The organism is Streptomyces sp. NPDC056527, assembly GCF_042794475.1.
Classification (GTDB): domain Bacteria; phylum Actinomycetota; class Actinomycetes; order Streptomycetales; family Streptomycetaceae; genus Streptomyces.
Genome location: NZ_JBHTTQ010000018.1, coordinates 44,244 through 64,801, shown reverse-complemented (window position 1 = coordinate 64,801; position 20,558 = coordinate 44,244). Strand labels below are relative to the sequence as shown.

At 68.8% G+C, this 20,558-nt stretch carries 16 protein-coding genes, 1 tRNA gene and 1 pseudogene; 13 read left to right on the top strand and 5 right to left on the bottom strand.

Going from position 1 to position 20,558, the window contains the following annotated elements; all coding sequences use genetic code 11:
- Positions 1-330 precede the first annotated feature (330 nt).
- A complete protein-coding gene (locus ACFQ7Q_RS12835) occupies positions 331-825 on the top strand; it encodes a DUF1877 family protein (RefSeq protein WP_383553293.1) in 495 nt (164 codons plus the stop codon).
- Positions 826-870: 45 nt separating this feature from the next.
- On the opposite strand, the gene ACFQ7Q_RS12830 is transcribed toward ACFQ7Q_RS12835, so the two are convergent.
- Positions 871-1,062: a hypothetical protein gene (locus tag ACFQ7Q_RS12830; protein ID WP_383553291.1), complete on the bottom strand. Its 192-nt coding sequence runs from the start codon at positions 1,060-1,062 to the stop codon at positions 871-873.
- A 201-nt stretch (positions 1,063-1,263) separates the two neighbouring features.
- Positions 1,264-2,022: a MerR family transcriptional regulator gene (locus tag ACFQ7Q_RS12825; protein ID WP_383553288.1), complete on the bottom strand. Its 759-nt coding sequence runs from the start codon at positions 2,020-2,022 to the stop codon at positions 1,264-1,266.
- 303 nt (positions 2,023-2,325) lie between these two features.
- On the opposite strand from ACFQ7Q_RS12825, the gene ACFQ7Q_RS12820 reads away from it, so the two are divergent.
- Positions 2,326-3,393 carry a hypothetical protein gene (locus ACFQ7Q_RS12820; protein WP_383553286.1) on the top strand — a complete coding sequence of 356 codons (1,068 nt, stop codon included), beginning with the start codon at positions 2,326-2,328 and terminating at the stop codon, positions 3,391-3,393.
- 1,720 nt (positions 3,394-5,113) lie between these two features.
- Complete coding sequence (locus ACFQ7Q_RS12815; protein ID WP_383553284.1) at positions 5,114-5,353, top strand: hypothetical protein; 240 nt, start codon at positions 5,114-5,116, stop codon at positions 5,351-5,353.
- A 422-nt stretch (positions 5,354-5,775) separates the two neighbouring features.
- On the opposite strand, the gene ACFQ7Q_RS12810 is transcribed toward ACFQ7Q_RS12815, so the two are convergent.
- Positions 5,776-6,522, bottom strand: a complete 747-nt coding sequence (locus ACFQ7Q_RS12810) for a hypothetical protein (RefSeq protein WP_383553282.1) — start codon at positions 6,520-6,522, stop codon at positions 5,776-5,778.
- Between the two features lie 323 nt (positions 6,523-6,845).
- Here ACFQ7Q_RS12810 and ACFQ7Q_RS12805 point away from each other — a divergent pair, with 323 nt between their 5' ends.
- The gene (locus ACFQ7Q_RS12805) at positions 6,846-7,031 is read left to right on the top strand and encodes a hypothetical protein (RefSeq protein ID WP_383553280.1); all 186 of its coding nucleotides are present in this window, start codon (positions 6,846-6,848) and stop codon (positions 7,029-7,031) included.
- Positions 7,032-7,409: 378 nt separating this feature from the next.
- Here ACFQ7Q_RS12805 and ACFQ7Q_RS12800 read toward each other — a convergent pair whose 3' ends face one another.
- A complete protein-coding gene (locus tag ACFQ7Q_RS12800; protein ID WP_383553277.1) occupies positions 7,410-8,207 on the bottom strand; it encodes a protein phosphatase 2C domain-containing protein in 798 nt (265 codons plus the stop codon).
- Positions 8,208-8,260: 53 nt separating this feature from the next.
- Here ACFQ7Q_RS12800 and ACFQ7Q_RS12795 point away from each other — a divergent pair.
- Positions 8,261-9,340: pseudogene (locus ACFQ7Q_RS12795) on the top strand (tyrosine-type recombinase/integrase); the annotation flags it as partial.
- Positions 9,341-9,554: 214 nt separating this feature from the next.
- Here ACFQ7Q_RS12795 and ACFQ7Q_RS12790 read toward each other — a convergent pair.
- A tRNA-Arg gene (locus ACFQ7Q_RS12790) sits at positions 9,555-9,626 on the bottom strand.
- A 111-nt stretch (positions 9,627-9,737) separates the two neighbouring features.
- Between ACFQ7Q_RS12790 and ACFQ7Q_RS12785 the strand changes: the two genes are divergently transcribed.
- The 8 genes from ACFQ7Q_RS12785 to ACFQ7Q_RS12750 all read left to right on the top strand — a co-directional run bounded on the left by ACFQ7Q_RS12785 (position 9,738) and on the right by ACFQ7Q_RS12750 (position 20,416).
- Positions 9,738-10,253, top strand: a complete 516-nt coding sequence (locus ACFQ7Q_RS12785) for a response regulator (protein ID WP_383553274.1) — start codon at positions 9,738-9,740, stop codon at positions 10,251-10,253.
- A gap of 108 nt (positions 10,254-10,361) precedes the next feature.
- Positions 10,362-11,552: an ArgS-related anticodon-binding protein NrtL gene (gene nrtL, locus ACFQ7Q_RS12780; RefSeq protein ID WP_383553272.1), complete on the top strand. Its 1,191-nt coding sequence runs from the start codon at positions 10,362-10,364 to the stop codon at positions 11,550-11,552.
- Positions 11,553-11,563: 11 nt separating this feature from the next.
- Entirely contained in the window at positions 11,564-12,955 is a 1,392-nt protein-coding gene (gene lysA, locus ACFQ7Q_RS12775) for a diaminopimelate decarboxylase (RefSeq protein WP_383553269.1), read from the top strand.
- Positions 12,956-13,059: 104 nt separating this feature from the next.
- Complete coding sequence (locus ACFQ7Q_RS12770) at positions 13,060-14,352, top strand: homoserine dehydrogenase (protein WP_383553265.1); 1,293 nt, start codon at positions 13,060-13,062, stop codon at positions 14,350-14,352.
- 6 nt (positions 14,353-14,358) lie between these two features.
- Complete coding sequence (gene thrC, locus ACFQ7Q_RS12765; RefSeq protein WP_383553263.1) at positions 14,359-15,429, top strand: threonine synthase; 1,071 nt, start codon at positions 14,359-14,361, stop codon at positions 15,427-15,429.
- A gap of 369 nt (positions 15,430-15,798) precedes the next feature.
- Positions 15,799-16,716 (top strand): homoserine kinase, encoded by a 918-nt coding sequence (thrB, locus tag ACFQ7Q_RS12760; protein ID WP_383553260.1) that lies wholly within the window; start codon positions 15,799-15,801, stop codon positions 16,714-16,716.
- A 384-nt stretch (positions 16,717-17,100) separates the two neighbouring features.
- Positions 17,101-19,113: a transcription termination factor Rho gene (gene rho / locus ACFQ7Q_RS12755; protein ID WP_383553257.1), complete on the top strand. Its 2,013-nt coding sequence runs from the start codon at positions 17,101-17,103 to the stop codon at positions 19,111-19,113.
- 205 nt (positions 19,114-19,318) lie between these two features.
- Positions 19,319-20,416: an LCP family protein gene (locus tag ACFQ7Q_RS12750; protein ID WP_383553254.1), complete on the top strand. Its 1,098-nt coding sequence runs from the start codon at positions 19,319-19,321 to the stop codon at positions 20,414-20,416.
- Positions 20,417-20,558: the final 142 nt, after the last annotated feature.

The window sequence follows — 20,558 nt, the reverse complement described above, 5'->3', positions numbered from 1 at the left end:
ACGCACCAACGGCAAGGGCGTGGCGGGACGAGCACCGCCCGCGCTCAGTAGACGATCTCCATGCTCCGGCAACAGGGCCCAGGCACGGCCAGAGGCGTACGACACCCCGGATCGTTCGAGAACTCCAAGGCCGACCACGCGTAACCCTCCTCCACCTCCCCGACCGGGTCATCCCACCGCTCAATGAGCGGTGCGGGGGCGCGGCGAGTGCTCGCACAGGGCACGCGGATTTGAGCGTGCGCGGCAACCGCGGGCCATCCGGGATGGATCAGGGCTCATGAGGACACGATGGGCAGGGCATTGTCGGCCGCCTCGGCCAGAATGCGCGGGGTGAGTATCGAGATGCAGCTGCGCGCCATGCCGGAGTCCGAGATCCGAGAGGAGTGGGCTTGGCTGGATGAGTTCATGGGAGCCGCCGGGGACTTCGACCGCTTCCAGGCCGAACGCCAGGCCGGAATCGCCGAAGTCGTGGAGTACCACTTCCCCGCCCTCCATACGGTCTACGAGGGGGCGTGCACCCCTCAGGGGCCTCATGACTGGGAGCTCCCTGTCTTCGGGGGCAGTCCCGTGTATCACGCCACTCACGGCCAACCGCCGTTTCTGATACTCCGCCCCGACCAGGTGCGCGAGGTGGCGGACTTCCTGGCTGCGGTCTCGTTCGACGATCTCTGGGAGGCAGCCCGGCCGAAGGTCCTGCCGCCCTTCTCCGCCTTCGGCGAGGCGGAGGTCAAGGGCTGGTTCCTCACCCATCACGCCGACCTGAAGGCCTTCTACCTTCGTAACGTCTCCACAGGGCACGCCATCGTGAAGGCATTCTGGTACTGAACGCAGTCTCGACTCCCCTCGATCGAGCTCGGGAGGGGCACGTCTCTAGTCGTCGAGCCAGGGGCCTCGGGTGATGTGCTTGTGAAGCCGATCGTCCAGGCAGATCAGGTGGGCCCAGACGATCTGCGTGCTGGGGGATCCAGCCCGCGTGATGTCCAACGTGACGCCGTCACCGGAGACGCCGACGTCGGTGGTTTCCATACAAAACGCGCAGCTCACTAGCTCCTCGGTGCTCATCGGACGAATGTAGCCCGAAGAGCTCAGAGGCTGTAGCCGTCAGGTAGGTCGGACCTCGTGAGGACGGTGGGGCTCGTTCAAGGCCCTAGGGGCGCCCGGTCGAGGCGGCACCGACCGGCACTCGGAAACGAACATCGTCGGCCCGCCGTGACCTGGTGCAGCCGCCATCGTGCCCTCCCTCGATGGCGGCTGCGTCGTGTCTCAGTTCAGCCGGGTGATGGCGTAGGCATCCATGGCGTCGCGCTGGTACGCGGCGAGCCCGGGAGCGATGGCCTCGTATGCGGCGTGCCATGTCTCATTGTCGACGAGGGAGCGTCCGATGGCCCGGTAGTCCTCGGCGGAGACGGCGCGCAGTTCGGCCAGTGCCTGGTACTGGGTGTCGATCTCGGCCTGGACGGGGGCGGCGTCGGCGGGGTGGCCCGCGGCCATGAGTTCGGCCAACCGGATCATCTGCGCCGTGCGCTGGCGGTGCGCGGCGTCGGCGTCGGCCTGGGTCATCGTGGCGGCGCGCCGGCCGACCTCCTGGGCGAGTTCGGGGTAGTCGCGCATGTTGTCTTCGTAGTGGGAGGGCGTCACGCCCTCGAAGAGGTTCTCCGGTCGATTGATGGTCATGGGGTTGTCGTCCTTCCTGGACTGTTCCAGTTCGGCGATCGTGCGGGAGACGGTGCCGGCCAGGGCGCCGAGCCGGTCTCGCTCCGCAAGGAGGCGCCGGTGGTGGCCTCGCAGGGCGTCCACCGCGTCGACCTGCTCGGACAGGATCCGGCCGATCTCCGGCAGCCCGACGCCCAGCGCTCGCAGTACGAGGATCTGTTGCAGCCGCAGGAGCTGGGGCTCCTCGTAGTAGCGGTGACCGTTGGCGCCGATCCGGGCCGGTGGCAGCAGGCCGGTCTCGTCGTAGTGGCGCAGTGTCCGGGCGGTCACGCCCGACATCCGTGCCACCTCTGCGATCGGCCAGTCCATCGCCACTCCCGCACGTATGTGTCGCCGGGCCGGTCGCTCCGGCCCTGGTCACGACGGTAGAAGCTGCCGCAACGGCAACTTCAACCCCGAGAACCGAGATCCTCGCAACCGAACAGGCGCGGTCGCCCGCCGGGAAGACTTGTGAACATGCTGGACCCCGCCCAGGACGTTGCGAATCGCTGCCGTCTCTCGTGAGCAGAGCCAAGAATCAGACTTGCGGCTGGTTTGTGCCCCTACCCGAGACGGCGGGCTCTCGTCACACTCTGGTTGGAGTGAGCGAGATATCCATTGGCTTGGTGCTGAGTGCGCTGGGGGAAGCCGTTGGCTTACGTTCCGATACTCAAGGGAAAAGCGGGGGAGTTCTCGGCACTCGGGCATGTCACGCCGGCTGTCCGCTCTCACATCCGCCCTGTCATGGAGCTGGTCCCTGACCCGGACGTCCGGGATGCCCTGGAGACCTTCTGTGACCGTGCGATGGACGCAGTGCCTCAGGACGCGGTCCTGACCGTCGACAGCGGAGCCATTCCAGCAGTACGAGTCCTTGAGGGCGATGCCGGTGGTCCCACGGCCCGCCTCAGCGAGTCTCTCGGCTTCCGTGGCGTGGCCATGTGCCCGGTCGTTCGGCACACAGACGAAAGAGATGCCCTCGTAGAGGCGGCACGGGCTGCGGCGGAGCATGAGCGAGGTGCCTGTTTGCGGGTTTCTGTTGCTGTTGACTCGCCCCAATGCCTTCCCGATCACGCCCAGATCCGGGCGCTCCTCAGGGTGTTGCGCCTTGAACCAGAAGAGATGGACCTCCTCATTGATGCCGGCCCGGTGGAATCAGAGATCGAAAGGGATCGACTTGCTGACCGCGCTGTCCTCGCCTTGGAGGCCCTTGCCTCATGGGGCTGGCGCCACGAGTGTGTCGCTGCCGGCGCCTTCCCGGTCAACCTGACCGGCTTCCCGAGGGGCCGAGCAACGCCGGTGACCCGGAGAGATGCACAGCTCTGGCGACGCGTCCTCGATGGGTACTGCGGGAGATCCCCAGACTTCGGAGACTTCGGCGTGACGCATCCGCGGATGCCGGTGAATTCCCGGGGGACGCCGGACCCCAACATGCGCTACACGACACCGGATGCCTGGCAAGTCTTCGTCTATCCGCGAGTCCGCTCCGGCAATGACGACTTCTTTCTTCTGAGTGCTGACTTGGTCGACTCTCCGCATTGGCCGGCCACAGGTGCGCGAACGTCATGGGGTGACGCCCGACTGAAGGAGTGCGCGAATCGCCAGAGACGCAAGGCCGGAGGCGGAACGGAATGGCGAGCCTGGGCGACCTCGCACCACCTGGCGGTAGTGTCATCAAACCTCGCCACGCTTGGACACCCCTGAGATACCGCGGCACGGCAAACCGCGCAAGCACCCGGCCCGGGTGCGGGCCGACAAGGCATGCGACGCGCCGTCCGCTACGAAGCGACCGTGCTGGCCGCAGCCATCAACGAATGGCTGTGACCAGCACGTTCACAACAGGCCCTAGGGCCTTTCCGATGGCTCGGGGGACGGGCATACAGGCGAATCGTCCCGGTAGGCGCTCACCGCAGCCCCGGTCAAGGAACCGAATCACTCTCCCCAGGAGTCAGTCGCAGACTGATGTGGATTCATCTGCGGCCAAGAAGCGCGTAGTCAAGCATGGTTGATGTGCGCGACGATCATCTACGGCACAGTCGTTCTGGGGTCGGGGGTCGATCGTCGGGAACCCGAAGAACTGGGTGGGCGGCGCCCTCGCGATCACCATGATCGTGGCCGCCGTACATGCCGCCACCCTGGACGCGGACTGGAAGCCAGGGCGGTAGCCAGTCGAGACAAGCTGACCTGCTCATTGAGACGCCGGCGGGCTGCCGCCGACACGACTCGGGTAGACCGAGCCGTGTCCGTCTCGGTGGACTTTCTGATCCGTAGCTCTAGCCAGACCGGTCAGCAATGGTCATTCCGGCCGCTCCAAGGCCCCGAAGGGGCGCTGTCGGACGGGGTCGGTTGCTGGAGTTGCTGTACAGCACGGGCATCACCAGTCGCGCCGGCAGTCCGTGATCTCCGACCGATCGGCGGCTAGAGCTGCCCTGGCCACCATCTGACGTCAGGAGAGTCGACGGGGATGACCTTGGCACGGGCCAGGATCTTTGAGTCGAGAGCCCATACGCGTCGTCGCAGCTCGCGGGCTGACTTCGTAGGAAGGGCGTGCAGGACCTCTTCAAGGTGGTCGCGGTAGAGGGAGGGATCACAGCCGCATTCGCGGATGTCGCATCGGGTTTCGGTGCGCGGACTGGCCAGCCGCTTTAGAGGGCCGTGGGCCAGGGCAGCCCAGTGCCAAAAGGCTCCGGCTGTGGCCTCAAACCAGTAGCGACTCTGGTCCAGCTGGCGGATGTCGGCTGTGCAGGCTCCGGACAGGCGGTCGATCACCGGATAGAGGCGTCGGCGGTCGCGGTTCCGTATGGGGATGCCAGCCCGCACGTGAGAGGGGCGCCTACGCGGCATTGCCCTTTCGGTTGTCAGTCATGGGATCAACGTACCGGGCTTAGGCACCGCATTCTAGGCCGACTGGGCGGCTGCTGATCAGTGTCAGGTTGGCACGTACTTCTTGCCCTGGTTCTTGATCCGACCTGGGGCGCTGTCAGGATGATGGTCTCTGACCTGCGGCCGAGCGGTCGCCTGTTGTCACGCGCGGTCGCTGTTGGTTGCCCTTCCACGGCCCACAGACGGCCCGGCGGTCGGCTGCTCTCTCAGTTGCTGAATACGTGCGGAACCGGGCAGAGGTCCATGGATGCGTCCGGCTGATCGGCCCAATGCCACCAGAGCTGTCGGTCTGGGCACCGCCACAGGGCACGGCATGTCCGCTTGCTGTCCTCTTCCCGCAGCATGAGGACAAAGCCGCCGAACTTCATCGGCTGAGCGCACTCGGGGCAGAGGGGAGGACCACTAGACATGCCGCGCACCATATCCAGGGGCCGATGATTCTGAGGGCGGTCCCGGAACGCGGAAGCGCCGAAGTCGTCGCTCGTGGCAGGTTGGCCGCACAAGTGAGACACCAGACCCCGGCAACCCGAACGGCATCCAGGTGGGCGTCATCTATGAAGGCTGTTCGTTCCATCCGATCATGTGTACCGCGGTTGATGAAGTGGCGGGCGTAGTGCTCAGCGGCATCTCACTCATCGACGGCGGCCTTCCCCGCTCCTGCGATGCCCCGCGCTGCGGACCCATCCGCATCCGCGTTGAGGACGTCATGACCATCAAGCAGGACCTGGAGGGTTACGCCCGCCGACGAATGGAGGAGCTACGGACCGGCGACACCACTTGATCCGTTTGCGGTACCGCGCTGCTGCACGGAAGACCTCTTCGTCCCGAAGCAACTCGGGCGGGCCGCTTCCTCGGACTGTTGCGCCTATAGCCAGCACTGATGGTCCGCAGACGTTCGCGCTCGTCCTCCGCTGTCCGTCGGCATTGTCACGCAGTGAGACACTCACCTCTCACGACCAGCCACGGGCAGGCCCGTTGTCAGTGTCGGCCTCTATGGTCTCAAGCGCGCGGTCGGCTTCCGGGGGTTCCAGCTCTGAAGGTAATGGTTGCATCCCCGGCCTGTCTGGGGGCGGCCCGGAGACTCGTCCGGGACCTAACCGACGGTCGGGCTTCGTCGATGGCCAGGAGACAACCTGTCAGCGCCGGCCGCGCACCGCCCCCTTGCGAGGTCAGTGGTCCGCCGGTGGGCCGTACGCGTACCGATCAGAAGGGAGGTTCGAGATCGCCGCGGCCATCGCTGTGTGGCCCCCAGTCCCAGGGCTCCTCCCGGAAAGGTTCAGGGTCGGGGACGTCGTGGCCCCATGCTTCGAGGGCCTTCCGCGCAACGCGCCGATTGGGGTCGTCGCTGCTGGTGTCCAGGATGCGGTGCGCGTGCACGGCGAGGTGATCGCGGTGCACGGCGAGCGCGGGGTGTTCGGCGAGGATGAGCGCGGCGATGACGGCGGCTTCGCGCACGTCCTCGTGGCTGTCCTGCAGGAAGGGCGCGACGGCCCGATAGAGCATCGGGCGCAGGTCCCGGAAGGCCGCCACGGTGGTGCCGTGGGTGAGGAAGCCAGGGAAGTACTGCTCGGTGCGGCCAACAATCTCGTCGGAGGCGTCGTAGGCCGTGGTAGCCAGCCAGTTCAGCAGCGTCGCGCGGATGGGGACGTTGCGATAGGGCCGGAGGGTCATAGCCGCCGGGTGGGCGAGGATGCCGGCGACATACATCGCGACTGGGGCGGTGGCTTCGTAGATGGTGTTCTGGTGGCCGACCAGCTCACTCAGCTCCGACAAACCGGTGACCTGGACCCTGGGATCGGGCTCCAACAGCCGCGCCAGGACCTTGGGAAGGTCTTCGCCGTTCCCGAAAGCTGTCTGGAGCGAACCCCAATCAGTCTCCGCCAGAACTACCTGGTAGGGCGGCAAGTCAGGCTCGCGGGGCGCCCCGGCGTTGGAACGGCTCTGGTTCACAGGCCCAACCTAGACCAGACTTCTGACGCGATTCCCTTCCGGGCCAACTTGGTCTGCGGTCCTGCCTTAGGCGGCTGCTGCATGAGTGGCATGTCACCAGTTTGGAAGACCCCGTATGCGGATGGGGCCTGACCTGCGGGGCTCCTGACCTGGCGGTGAGCCGGCTGCACCCCCGCGATTCTCCGCGACTCCCCGCGGCTTCCCTCTATGTCGGGCACGCGCCGGGCACGCGTCGGGCACGCAAGGGAGCAGTCTGCGATGATGCCCGCGTATGCGGCTCGGCCGTGACGTGACGTGACGTGACGTGATCAGTGTGGGGCACCGTGGCTGCGTTGGGCTTCTTCTTCATCATCCTGCCGTGCCTGGCCATCGTCAGCTTCACCTGCTTCGCCGCTTGCCGTGCTCGACGGCAGAAGGTGTTCAAAGCCCTGGCGTATGTGTGCCTGTCCGTTGGCGTCATCTGCGGGCTGACTCCTGTAGGGGTCCTGATCTGGGCTTCCACGCTCTGAGTGGTTTCCAGCGGCTTCGTCACCTCGCATCTCAACCAAACGCTTACCCAGCTCCCATCCCGTCTGCCGTCGGCCCACACACCGTGGAGCAGGCCCGGTGCCGCGTCTGCTCGGCTCTGCCTGGGTGGACGGCAGACGGGATGGGAGTTCCCCACCGACACACCCCACCGGCCGCACCCGCGTACAGAGCCCCCGCCATCCCGGAGCCTGAGCGCCCCCGCCGGAGGCATCATCTTCGACCCGCGGCTGCCCTATCGCCTTCTCGACCGCCCGCTGCACGTGGCGCCCCGCCGTAAAGGCGGCGCGCTCCCGCGCCGTGCGCGGGTCTTGATGAGGTAGAGAAACCTGTAACAGCTCGCCCCTAGAAGCGAGCGAAGATCACCGTTGCGTCGTCGTGCTCCTTGGAGAGCGGGGCCAGCGCTCACGGTCTGGGTCGCTCTGCTCGGCGTCGCGGACTTGGCCGATGAGAGAGGCTGGGCCGTGTTGTTCCAGAACGTCGAGGCAATCTGACCAGTCGCCAAGAGCGAAGGTGTCGACGAACCGGGCAGAGCCGTCAGTGAGAAGCGCCGCTCGTCTCAGGTGTGCGATCGGCGTCGTGCCCGTCAGAGCCTCGGCCGCAGCTTCGGGCTCCGCAGCGGCCACCCAGAACCCGCCCGGCCGGTTGCGCAGTGCCCGCTCCTCCTCGACCAACGAGGTGTGCGTTGCCCGTTCCTCCTGTGACCCCGGCTTGGCCGCGCGCAAGGCGGCTCGCTTCTCGCTTGCGACCGCTTTCAGGCGTTGATCAGTGACGACTAGGGGCTTCTGCCCTTCGTCGAGGACGAGAGAGCCGTCTCCCAGCACGAGCCATTCGGCTTGCTCGTCCTGGACTCGAAGCAGGGCGACCATCGCTGACGGGGAGAACGGACTGTTCACATCGCAGGTCCCCCGGTGAAGATCCGCCGTCTGCTCAATGGCGGTAGCGAGGCAGTGAGTCAGCTCCCGTCGGCTTTCGGTGGCCTCTCTGTGCAGCGAGTTGCCCAGCCTCTGGACGAACCAAGCCACGCCGTGGATGCATCCGGTGGCCAGGCCCTGTGGCATCCCGGCTCCATCCAGCACCACGACGCACTCGGCGCTGCCGATGGCGAAGTCCTCGTTGGGTCCCCCAGGTCGGGGGGTGCTGGACAGGGCGACATCCACGTCAGCTCACCTCGTGCAGGAGCAACTCACTGATCGCGCGGCTGTCCGTGATCGACGGCATCAACGAGTCGCTGACGTCGGTCACGATGGCGTTCCTGGCTGACCGCCCCGGCCGGCCGGTCGACAACGAGCTTCGCAAGATCCTCAGGACTTGGGCATTCGTCCTTCCCGGGCCGGGGGAGAGGGAGCTCCCCATCGAGGCTGGCAACGCTCTGCACTGGGTAGCCAAGGCCTCGCGGCCCCTGGCTGATCTTGCGGACCCGGTTGTCGGACGGGCTGTCCTCGACTCGCTGAAACTGAAGCTGGACGGCACCGCCGCGGCCGCATAGACGGTACGCCGGAAGCGGCGCACGCTCGTCAACGCCATGAACTACGCGGTCGACCTCGGCGAGTTCTCGGAGAACCCGCTCGCCGCGGTGCGCTGGCACAAGCCCAAGGTGTCCGGCGAGGTGGGCCCGCGCGTCGTGGCCAACCCGGAGCAGGCCCGGTCCCTCCTTCACGCCGTCTCGTACATCGGGGGCTATCGGCGAGCTCGCGGCCGGCGTCTGGTCGGCCTGTTTGCCGGGATGTACTTCGGGGGCTTCAGACCTGCTGAAGTGGTGGGCATAGCCGAGCCGGATCTCACGCTCCCCGCCTCCGGATGGGGCTCCGCTCTCCTGCACCGGACCCGCCCGAGTGTCGGCAAGCAGTGGACCGACTCAGGAGAGAGCCACGACGACCGCGGGCTGAAGAACCGCCCGAACGAGGACGTCCGTCGGGTCCCCATCCCTCCCCAGCTCGTGAGCATCTTCCGCGAGCACATCGAGACCTTCGGCACCGCTGGCGACGGGCGGCTGTTCTTCAGCGAGAGCGGGGGAGTGGTCTCCTCGTCGACGTACTACCGGGCCTGGCAGGAAGCCCGAGAGCTCGCGCTCCCGCCGGCAGTGGTCGCCTCCCCGCTCGCCCGTCGGCCTTACGACCTCAGGCACTCGGCGCTCTCCACGTGGCTCAACGCGGGTGTCGACGCCACTGAGGTCGCCGAGCGTGCGGGCAACAGCGTGGAGGTGCTGCTGAGTCGGTATGCGAAGTGCCTCGACGGCCGTCAGGAAGTGGCGAATCGGCGCATCGAGGACCTGCTCCGCGAATACGAGTGAGAGCCGTCGAACGCGCTCCGAGGCCCCTGGACCTGTCCGGGGGCCTCTGTCGTTCCCCTGGACCGACCTGCGTCGATGCCTCAAGATCCTGTCCACAAATAGTCCACGGACCCCGACATACGGCCGCTCCGAGCGGCACATGGCTGCACATACGACAAGACCCCGTCCTCAGCATCAACGCTGGTGGCGGGGTCTTTAGGCACTTCCTGCGAAGTGCCCCCGGCAGGATTCGAACCTGCGCACACGGCTCCGGAGGCCGTTGCTCTATCCCCTGAGCTACGGGGGCGTCCGCCGTGTTCGGCGGCGACGGGTAGAACCCTACCAGCATCCGAGGAGTGCCTGTGAACAGGTATTTCCGTCGCGTCACCGACCCCTCGTTCCCCCTCACGGGTCGGAAGTGGGCAAAACCCGGACGCAGCCCCTCCCCGCGACCTACTCTCGTCGTGTGTCAGGCGTGTCCGGTCGGGTGCTCGTTGTCGATGACAACCGGGTGATCCGGCAGTTGATCAGGGTCAATCTTGAACTCGAGGGGTTCGAGGTCGTGACCGCGGCCGATGGTGCCGAGTGTCTGGATGTCGTGCATCAGGTCTGTCCTGATGTCGTCACCCTCGACGTCGTCATGCCCCGGCTGGACGGGTTCCGCACCGCCGAGAAGCTGCGGTCCGATCCGCGGACCAGTCATGTGCCCGTTGCCATCGTCAGTGCCTGTACGCAGCACGAGATGGACAGCGGAGTCGCGGCCGGTGTCGACGCGTTCCTCGCCAAGCCCTTCGAGCCCGCCGAGCTCGTCCGCGTCGTGCGCCAGCTCATGCACCGGGAGCGCGGCCAGCGGCGCGACGGACAGGAGGGGCCTTCTGCCGTCGACGGCAGACACGGGGCCGGGCGTGCCGGCAGTCCCAGCGGGTCCCACTAGTCGTGCTCCACCGCGTGCCCGGCCGCGAGTGAGCGTGCCCGCTTCCCCGCTGCCCGCATTGCGAAACCGGTTCGCGTTCCGCCCCCCCTTCTCCCATACGCTTGTCCCGTGACCCCCGCGGACCTCTCCCTCACCGTGCTGCACGCCGTGCGCCGTGCGGTCGACGACGGTGCGCTGCGGGTCGACAGCGGAGACATGCCCCGGCACATCAAGGTCGAGCGGCCCCGCCCCGGCGGGCGCGGGGACTACGCGAGCAACGTGGCCCTGACCCTCGCGCGCGCCGCCCAGCGCACCCCCCTCGACGTGGCCGCCATCCTCCGGGACCGGCTCCACCACAGCCCCGGGCTCGCCGCCGTCGACATCACCGGCCCCGGCTTCCTCAACTTCACCCTGCGCCACGAGGCACAGCAGGACCTCGTACGCGAGATCCTCCACCGCGGTCCCCACTACGGGTGGCACCAGCCCACCGGCCAGACCGCCCAGCCCTGCTACCGCGCCGACCTCCGCGCCGCCGTCACCGCCGACTCCGTGCGGCGGATCCTCCTCTCCCAGGGCGTCGCCGTCCGCACCAGCTGCGAGGACGCCGCCGACCCCGACTGGGCGCTCTTCGACGTGCGGATCGAGGCCCAGGAAGCGAGGGGAAAGCTACCCGTCGACCTCGCGCCCCTCCCCGTTTCCGACACCCCCCGCGCCCTCCTCCGCCGTCTCGGTGTCGACGCCGCACGTTGGGGGCTCCTCTCCGCCGCCTCGCACGACCGGGCCCGTCTCGGTGACGAACTCCTCCGTCAGCACGAGGACAATCCCCTCTTCCGCGTCCGGTACGCCCACTCCCGTACCCGCGCCCTCCTCCGTAACGCCGCACAGCTCCGGATCGAGTCCCATCGTTCGTCCGACCGCTGCGGCTACGTCGATGACTGCGGCGCTGAGCGCAGCCACCCCACCGTCCAAGACGCCGAGCCCGCGAACCCCGCCGCGCCCACCCACGCCGCGCCCGCCGACGACCCCGCCGCGCCCACCCCCGCCACCCACACCGTCGACGCCCACGCCCTGACCCGCGCCCTCGCCGACCACCCCGACGTTCTCGCCTCCGCCGCCCGCCTTCGCGCCCCCGATCGGGTCGCCCGGCATCTCGAAGTCGTCGCCGATGCGCTGCTCGACTTCCAGCACACCGTCCTGCCCCTCGGCGACGAGAAACCCTCGGCCGCCCACCGTTCCCGGCTCGCGCTCGCCGAAGCCGCCGGGGTGGTGCTCGCCGGTGGCCTCTCCCTGCTCGGCATCAGCGCACCCGACCAGATTTGAAAGATGCAGACATGAGCCGTTCCGCCCACCCCGCCGGGCCCCGTCACGCCGATGTCCTTCCCGAAGGGCACTACACCGCCCCGCCCGCCGATCTGAACCTCCTCGACCCCAAGGTCTGGGCCAGGACCGTCGAGCGGAACGATCTGGGCGTCGTCACCGTCGGCGGTATCGGAGTCGACGAGCTCCGCGAGCAGTTCGGCACCCCCGCGTACTTCCTCGACGAGGCCGACTTCCGCGCGCGCTGCCGCGCCTGGGCCGACGCCTTCGGCGCCGACGCCGACGTCTTCTACGCCGGCAAGGCCTTCCTCTCCCGCGCCGTCGTGCGCTGGCTGAAGGAGGAGGGGCTGAATCTGGACGTGTGCTCCGGTGGCGAGCTGTCCACGGCCCTGTCCGCCGGGATGCCCGCCGAGCGCATCGCCTTCCACGGGAACAACAAGTCCCACGACGAGATCCAGCGCGCGATCGAGGTCGGCGTCGGGCGCATCGTCCTCGACTCCTTCCAGGAGATCGTCCGCGTCGCCCACATCGCCCAGTCCCTCGGCAAGCGCCAGCGCGTGCAGATCCGGGTGACGGTCGGGGTCGAGGCTCACACGCACGAGTTCATCGCCACCGCCCACGAGGACCAGAAGTTCGGCATCGCCCTCGCCGGGGGACAGGCCGCCGAGGCCGTCCGCAGGATCCTCAAGCTCGACGGGCTCGAGCTCATCGGCATCCACTCCCACATCGGGTCCCAGATCTTCGACATGGCCGGCTTCGAGGTGTCCGCCCGCCGCGTCGTCCAGCTGCTCGCCGAGGTACGCGACGAGCACGGCGTCGAGCTCCCCGAGATCGACCTCGGCGGCGGCCTCGGCATCGCCTACACCTCCGAGGACGACCCCCGCGAGCCGCACCACATCGCCAAGGCCCTCACCGAGATCGTCACCCGTGAGTGCGAGTCCGCGGGGCTCCGTACACCCCGGATCTCCGTCGAGCCCGGGCGCGCCATCGTCGGGCCCACCGCCTTCACCCTCTACGAGGTCGGCACCGTCAAGCCCCTCGAAGGGCTGCGGACGTACGTCAGCGTCGACGGCGGCATGTCGGACAACATCCGCACCGCGCTGTACGACGCCGAGTACAGCGTCGCCCTGGTGTCGCGGACGAGTGACGCCGAGCCCATGCTCGCCCGCGTCGTCGGCAAGCACTGCGAGAGTGGCGACATCGTCGTACGGGACGCGTTCCTGCCCGCCGACATCGCCCCCGGCGATCTCATCGCCGTACCGGCCACCGGGGCGTACTGCCGCTCCATGGCCAGCAACTACAACCACGCACTCCGCCCGCCCGTCGTCGCCGTGCGCGACGGCGAGGCGAAGGTGATCGTCCGGCGTGAGACAGAGGAAGATCTCCTGCGTCTCGATGTCGGGTGATGAAATAAGCGTCTCAGGATCCGGACGAGGGGCAGAAACCCTCGTCCGGTGAGTGAGACTGGTCCAACCGTAGAGATACGAAGTAGTACGAGAAACGAGGTCGGATGATGCGTACGCGTCCGCTGAAGGTGGCGCTGCTGGGCTGTGGTGTGGTCGGCTCAGAGGTGGCGCGCATCATGACGACGCACGCCGACGACCTCGCCGCGCGCATCGGCGCCCCGGTCGAGCTCGCCGGCGTGGCGGTCCGCCGCCCGGACAAGGTCCGTGAGGGCATCCCCGCGGAGCTGATCACCACCGACGCCACCGCCCTGGTCAAACGGGGCGACATCGACGTCGTCGTCGAGGTCATCGGCGGGGTCGAGCCCGCCCGCACCCTCATCACCACCGCCTTCGAGCACGGCGCCTCCGTCGTCTCGGCCAACAAGGCGCTCCTCGCCCAGGACGGCGCGAGCCTCTACGCCTCCGCCGACCAGCACGGCCAGGACCTGTACTACGAGGCCGCCGTCGCGGGTGCCATCCCGCTCATCCGGCCGCTGCGCGAGTCCCTCGCCGGCGACAAGATCAACCGCGTGATGGGCATCGTCAACGGGACGACCAACTTCATCCTCGACAAGATGGACACGTCCGGCGCCGGGTACTCCGAAGCGCTCGACGAGGCCACCGCCCTCGGGTACGCCGAGGCCGACCCGACCGCCGACGTCGAGGGCTTCGACGCCGCCGCCAAGGCCGCCATCCTCGCCGGGATCGCCTTCCACACCCGCGTGCGCCTCGACGACGTCTACCGCGAGGGCATGACCGAGGTCACCGCCGCCGACTTCGCCTCCGCCAAGCGCATGGGCTGCACCATCAAGCTGCTCGCCATCTGCGAGCGCTCCGCGGACGGCGGCTCCGTCACCGCGCGCGTGCACCCCGCGATGATCCCGCTGAGCCACCCGCTCGCCTCCGTCCGCGAGGCCTACAACGCGGTCTTCGTCGAGGCCGAGGCCGCCGGGCGGCTCATGTTCTACGGCCCCGGCGCCGGCGGTTCTCCGACCGCCTCGGCCGTCCTCGGCGACCTGGTCGCCGTGTGCCGCAACAAGCTCAACGAGGCCACCGGCCCCGGCGAGTCCGCGTACACCCAGCTGCCCGTGAGTCCCATGGGCGACGTCGTGACGCGGTACCACATCAGCCTCGACGTGGCCGACAAGCCTGGCGTGCTCGCCCAGGTCGCGACGGTCTTCGCCGAGCACGGCGTATCCATCGATACGGTGCGCCAGCAGGGCAAGGACGGCGAGGCCTCCCTCGTCGTCGTCACCCACCGCGCGCCCGACGCCGCCCTCTCCGGGACCGTCGAGGCGCTGCGCAAGCTCGACACCGTGCGCGGTGTCGCCAGCATCATGCGTGTTGAAGGGGAGTAAGGACCCATGACCAGCAAGGGCACCCACCAGTGGCGCGGCATCATCGAGGAGTACCGGGACCGCCTTCCGGTCACGGACACGACGCCCGTCGTCACGCTCCGTGAGGGCGGCACGCCGCTCGTCCCCGCTCAGGTCCTCTCCGAGCGCACGGGCTGCGAGGTGCACCTCAAGGTCGAGGGCGCCAACCCCACCGGTTCCTTCAAGGACCGCGGTATGACCATGGCCATCTCCAAGGCCAAGGAGGAGGGCGCGCAGGCCGTCATCTGCGCCTCCACCGGCAACACCTCGGCGTCCGCGGCGGCTTACGCGGTCCGCGCCGGGATGGTGTCCGCCGTCCTCGTGCCGCAGGGCAAGATCGCGCTCGGCAAGATGGGCCAGGCCCTCGTGCACGGCGCGAAGATCCTCCAGGTCGACGGCAACTTCGACGACTGCCTCACCCTGGCCCGCGCGCTCTCCGAGAACTACCCGGTGGCGCTGGTCAATTCGGTGAACCCGGTCCGTATCGAGGGCCAGAAGACCGCGGCCTTCGAGATCGTGGACATGCTGGGCGACGCCCCCGACATCCACGTCCTGCCCGTGGGCAACGCCGGCAACATCACGGCGTACTGGAAGGGGTACCGGGAGTACGCCGCGGACGGTCTGGCGACGCACACCCCGCGCATGTGGGGCTTCCAGGCCTCCGGCTCCGCGCCGCTCGTGCGCGGCGAGGTCGTCAAGGACCCGTCGACCATCGCCACCGCGATCCGGATCGGAAACCCGGCCTCCTGGGACTTCGCGATCGCCGCGCGGGACGAGTCCGGCGGCTTCATCGACGAGGTGACGGACCGTGAGATCCTGCGCGCCTACCGGCTGTTGGCCGCGCAGGAGGGTGTCTTCGTCGAGCCCGCCTCCGCCGCGTCCGTCGCCGGTCTGCTGAAGGCCGCCGAGCAGGGCAAGGTCGACCCGGGCCAGCGGATCGTCTGCACGGTCACCGGCAACGGCCTGAAGGACCCCGACTGGGCCGTCGCCGGCGCGCCCCAGCCGGTCACCGTCCCGGTCGACGCGGCCACCGCCGCGGAGCGCCTCGGCCTGATCTGATCGGCCCCGTCCGGTCCGTTCGGCCTCGGATCGGGGGCTGATCCGCCGCGCCCGGCGCGATCAGCCTCCTGATCTGGCCTGATCCACCTCTGCCTGGCCTGATTCGGCCCCTCCTCACGGAGGGGCCACCGGGTGAAACCCGATCAGGAACGTACATAGGCGCACAGGATGGCTCGCGACACGCATCGTGCGCCTCCTGTGCGCCCTATGTCGCCACAGAACCTTCCTTCGATAGGCTGTACCGAACCCGCCCCGTTGCATATGCGCGGTGTCGTTGCCGTTGTCGCCCCCGAGGCAGAAGCGGCCCCCGGGTTTCCGTGTACTTCTCTTGAAATCCCGTAGTCGCAAGTCAAGGAGAGTCATCGAGCGATGGCCGGTCCCGCGTTCCGCGCCGCCGCCGTACGGGTGCGCGTTCCCGCCACCAGCGCCAACCTCGGCCCGGGCTTCGATGCCTTCGGCCTGTCGCTGGGTCTCTACGACGACGTCGTCGTCCGGGTCGCCGACTCCGGGCTGCACATCGACATCGCCGGAGAGGGCGCCGACACGCTCCCGCGCGACGAGAGCCACCTGCTCGTACGCTCCCTGCGCACGGCCTTCGACCTGCTCGGCGGTCAGCCGCGCGGCCTCGAGGTCGTCTGCGCCAACCGCATCCCGCACGGCCGCGGCCTCGGCTCCTCCTCCGCCGCCATCTGCGCCGGCATCGTCGCCGCGCGAGCCGTGACCATAGGCGGCGACACGCGCCTCGACGAGGCGGCCCTCCTCGAGCTCGCCACGGAGATCGAGGGGCACCCCGACAACGTCGCCGCCTGCCTGCTCGGCGGCTTCACGCTCGCGTGGACCGAATCCGGTGCCGCGCGGGCGATCAGGATGGATCCCTCGGATTCCATCGTTCCGGTGGTTTTCGTCCCCGGAAAGCCCGTGCTGACCGAGACCGCCCGCGGTCTGCTGCCGCGCACCGTCCCGCACGTCGACGCCGCGGCCAACGCCGGGCGTGCCGCGCTCCTCGTGGAGGCGCTCACCCGCCGCCCCGAGCTGCTGCTCGCGGCCACCGAGGACCGGCTGCACCAGGAGTACCGGGCTCCCGCGATGCCCGAGAGCATCGCCCTTGTGAACCGGCTGCGGGCGGACGGAGTCCCCGCGGTCATCTCCGGCGCGGGCCCCACGGTGCTCGCGCTGGCCGAACACGGGACGGCCGACAAGGTCGCCCGGCTGGCGGGAGAGGGATGGGCCGCGAACCGGCTCGACCTCGACGTGTCCGGAGCGAGTGTTCTGCCGCTCGCTCCGTAGGGACACGTGATTGCCGGTGATGGAGAGGGGGAATGTTTGTTGGAGCCGGTAGTGTTAACCTCAAGTCAGCACCCGGCGCCTTTGTGGCGCGGTGCTGAGTGTCCCCATCCGGGACCACCGATTCTTCCGGGAGCCTCCCCAACTGCCTGAGCAGCCTGCCTGAGCAGTTTCGAGCACGCTCCGGAACCGGCACGACACCCCTCGCTCTTCCCAGGTGAGGGCCGAGCAGGGGGCCTCGGGCCGGACCCACAGCACGTTTTTTCTCTTCCGCCGTACCCGGCGGGACCACCGCCCCGACACGGTCCACAAGCCAGGACCGCTGCCGGACAGCACAACCGGTCGCCGAGCCAGATGGCCGACGTCCGCTCCAGGGAAGGACCCTTCGTGAGCGACACCACCGATCTGATGGGCGTGACTGCCGACAACAGTGTCGACAACGCCGCGCCCGCCGAAGGTGCTGCCACTGGCACCACCGCACGGCGCCGCCGCTCCGGCACCGGCCTCGAGGGCATGGTCCTGGCCGAGCTGCAGCAGGTCGCGTCCGGCCTCGGCATCAGGGGCACCGCGCGGATGCGCAAGAGCCAGCTGATCGAGGTCATCAAGGAGGCGCAGGCCGGAGGCGGCTCGTCCGCCCCCGCCAAGGCCGCCGACACGGCCGAGACCAAGCCGAAGCGCCGTGCCACGTCCAAGGCGCGCACGAGCGAGGGCGCGGCCGAGACCGCCGCCCCGCAGGCGGAGAAGGCCGAGAAGGCCGTCGCCCAGCAGCAGATCGACATCCCCGGTCAGCCCGCCTCCGACGACCAGCCGGCCGGCGAGCGCCGCCGCCGCCGGGCCACCGCGCCCGCCGGCAGCCCGGAGGGCGAGGCCAAGGCGGAGACGGCCCAGGCCGTGAAGACCGAGGCCAAGGCCGAGGCCCGTACGGACACGTCCGCCGACGCCAAGGCCGACACCGCCGTCGACACCGCCGAGGGTCGCGGCCGCCGTGACCGCGGCGAGCGGGGCGAGCGCGGGGAGCGCCGTGACCGCGGCGACCGCCAGCGCGACCGCCGTGACCGCGGCAAGGGCGACGACCAGCAGGGCGGTGGCCAGGGCGGCCAGCGCCAGCAGCGTCAGGGCGGCCAGCAGCCGAACACCGGCCCGCAGGACGACTTCGACGACGAGGGCGGCCGTCGTGGCCGTCGCGGCCGCTACCGCGACCGTCGTGGCCGTCGTGGCCGTGACGACTTCGCGACCGGCGAGCCGCAGGTCTCGGACGACGATGTCCTGATCCCCGTCGCGGGCATCCTCGACATCCTCGACAACTACGCGTTCATCCGGACCTCCGGCTACCTGCCCGGCCCGAACGACGTGTACGTCTCCCTCGCCCAGGTCCGCAAGAACGGCCTGCGCAAGGGTGACCACGTCACCGGCGCCGTGCGTCAGCCGAAGGAGGGCGAGCGCCGCGAGAAGTTCAACGCGCTGGTCCGCCTGGACTCCTCGAACGGCATGGCCGCCGATTCCGGCCGTGGCCGCCCGGAGTTCAACAAGCTGACCCCGCTCTACCCGCAGGACCGGCTCCGTCTGGAGACCGACCCGGGCGTGCTGACCACGCGGATCATCGACCTCGTGTCGCCGATCGGCAAGGGCCAGCGTGGCCTGATCGTGGCCCCGCCGAAGACCGGCAAGACCATGATCATGCAGGCGATCGCCAACGCGATCACGCACAACAACCCCGAGTGCCACCTGATGGTCGTCCTGGTCGACGAGCGTCCGGAAGAGGTCACCGACATGCAGCGGTCGGTCAAGGGCGAGGTCATCTCCTCGACCTTCGACCGCCCGGCCGAGGACCACACCACGGTCGCCGAGCTGGCCATCGAGCGCGCCAAGCGTCTCGTGGAGCTGGGTCACGACGTGGTCGTCCTGCTCGACTCGATCACCCGCCTGGGCCGCGCGTACAACCTCGCGGCGCCGGCCTCCGGCCGCATCCTGTCCGGTGGTGTCGACTCGACCGCGCTCTACCCGCCGAAGCGCTTCTTCGGTGCCGCGCGCAACATCGAGGACGGCGGCTCGCTGACCATCCTGGCCACCGCGCTGGTCGACACCGGCTCGCGCATGGACGAGGTGATCTTCGAGGAGTTCAAGGGCACCGGCAACATGGAGCTCAAGCTCGACCGGAAGCTCGCCGACAAGCGCATCTTCCCGGCCGTCGACGTCGACGCCTCGGGTACGCGTAAGGAAGAGATCCTGCTCGGCAGCGACGAGCTCGCCGTCACCTGGAAGCTGCGCCGTGTGCTGCACGCGCTCGACCAGCAGCAGGCGATCGAGCTGCTCCTCGACAAGATGAAGCAGACGAAGTCGAACGGCGAGTTCCTGCTCCAGATCCAGAAGACGACTCCCGGAGCCGCCAACAACGACTGAGGCGAGACCTCCGTCACACGGCGGGGAACCGGCCTCAGGGCCGTAACCCCGCCGTGACCTGGACAAACCCACTGCGCCCACCGTGCCTCGCACGGTGGGCGCGGTGCGTTGTGGGCCGTCGCTCTGCGAAACCTCACAGGTTCCTATGCAACCCTTTTGGGCGCTTCGCCGTCACAGAAGGTGAAACTAGGACCTGAGGTAGCAGATGAGTCAGCAGAGCAGGAGTGGCCGAATACCAGGCAGCGGCAACGGCCGCCGGCGCAAGCCGCCCACCAAGGGCCGGCGCGCGGTGACCGTCGCCGCCTGGGGCGCGGCCGCACTCGTCGTGGTCGGCGGCTCCGGACTCGGTTACGTCTACTTCAAGCTGAACGGCAACCTCAAGGGCGTCGACATCAACGCCCAGCTCGGCACCGAACGGCCCGAGAACGTCGACAACGGCTCCATGGACATCCTCGTCCTGGGCTCCGACTCCCGCTCCGGGGACAACGGCGCGTACGGCAAGGACGAGGGCGGGGCCCGCTCCGACACCGCGATGATCGTCCACGTCTACGAGGGCCACAAGAAGGCAAGCGTCGTCTCCGTCCCGCGTGACACCATCGTCGCCCGCCCCGCCTGCACCGACGGGCAGGGCAACGCCGTCGCCGGCGACAAGCGGGCGATGTTCAACACCGCGTACGAGGTGGGCGGCCCGGCCTGCGCCGTGAAGACCGTCGAGTCGATGTCCGGCATCCGCATGGACCACTACATCGAGGTCGACTTCACCGGCTTCACCAAGCTGATCGACAAGCTCGGCGGCGTGGAGGTCACCACGACGCGCCGGATCACGGACGACAAGAGCCACCTCGACCTCGCACCGGGCACCCACACCCTCGACGGCGAGCAGTCCCTCGGTCTGGTGCGCACCCGCAAGACCGTCGGCGACGGCAGCGACCTCGGCCGCATCCAGCTCCAGCAGGCCTTCATGAAGGCCTTCATCGAGCAGGTCAAGGACGTCGGCGTCCTCACCGACCCCAAGAAGCTCCTGGACGTCGCGGACACGGCCACCAAGGCGATCACGCCCGACTCCGAGCTGGACTCCGTCAACGAGCTCATGAGCTTCTCCCAGGGGCTCTCGGGGATCGACTCGCAGGACGTCCGGATGGTCACGATGCCGGTTCGGTACGACCCCGCCGACCCGAACCGCGTCATACCCCTGGAAGCCCAGTCCCGGCAGGTCTGGCAGGCGCTCAAGGCCGACAGGCCCATCCCCGCCTCCGCGACCGAGGACGCGGCCACCGGGCAGGCGGACGGCGTCGTGAAGTAGCCCTTCGGGACACCGCTCGACGGCCCCGGAATAGTTTCACCACGGACCCGGTTTTGGGAGATACGGCCGGTCCTGGCAGACTGGTACGTCGGCTCCGGTTCACGCAGGTGCAATCCGCACGGCGACCCGGCGCCCTCCCGAA

Coding starts and splice junctions, on each gene's coding strand:
- ACFQ7Q_RS12750 (WP_383553254.1), top strand. CDS start 19,319: ATGAGTCAGCAGAGCAGGAGTGGCCGAATACCAGGCAGCGGCAACGGC.
- thrC (WP_383553263.1), top strand. CDS start 14,359: ATGACCAGCAAGGGCACCCACCAGTGGCGCGGCATCATCGAGGAGTAC.
- ACFQ7Q_RS12770 (WP_383553265.1), top strand. CDS start 13,060: ATGATGCGTACGCGTCCGCTGAAGGTGGCGCTGCTGGGCTGTGGTGTG.
- lysA (WP_383553269.1), top strand. CDS start 11,564: ATGAGCCGTTCCGCCCACCCCGCCGGGCCCCGTCACGCCGATGTCCTT.
- ACFQ7Q_RS12825 (WP_383553288.1), bottom strand. CDS start 2,022: ATGGACTGGCCGATCGCAGAGGTGGCACGGATGTCGGGCGTGACCGCC.
- ACFQ7Q_RS12830 (WP_383553291.1), bottom strand. CDS start 1,062: ATGAGCACCGAGGAGCTAGTGAGCTGCGCGTTTTGTATGGAAACCACC.
- thrB (WP_383553260.1), top strand. CDS start 15,799: ATGGCCGGTCCCGCGTTCCGCGCCGCCGCCGTACGGGTGCGCGTTCCC.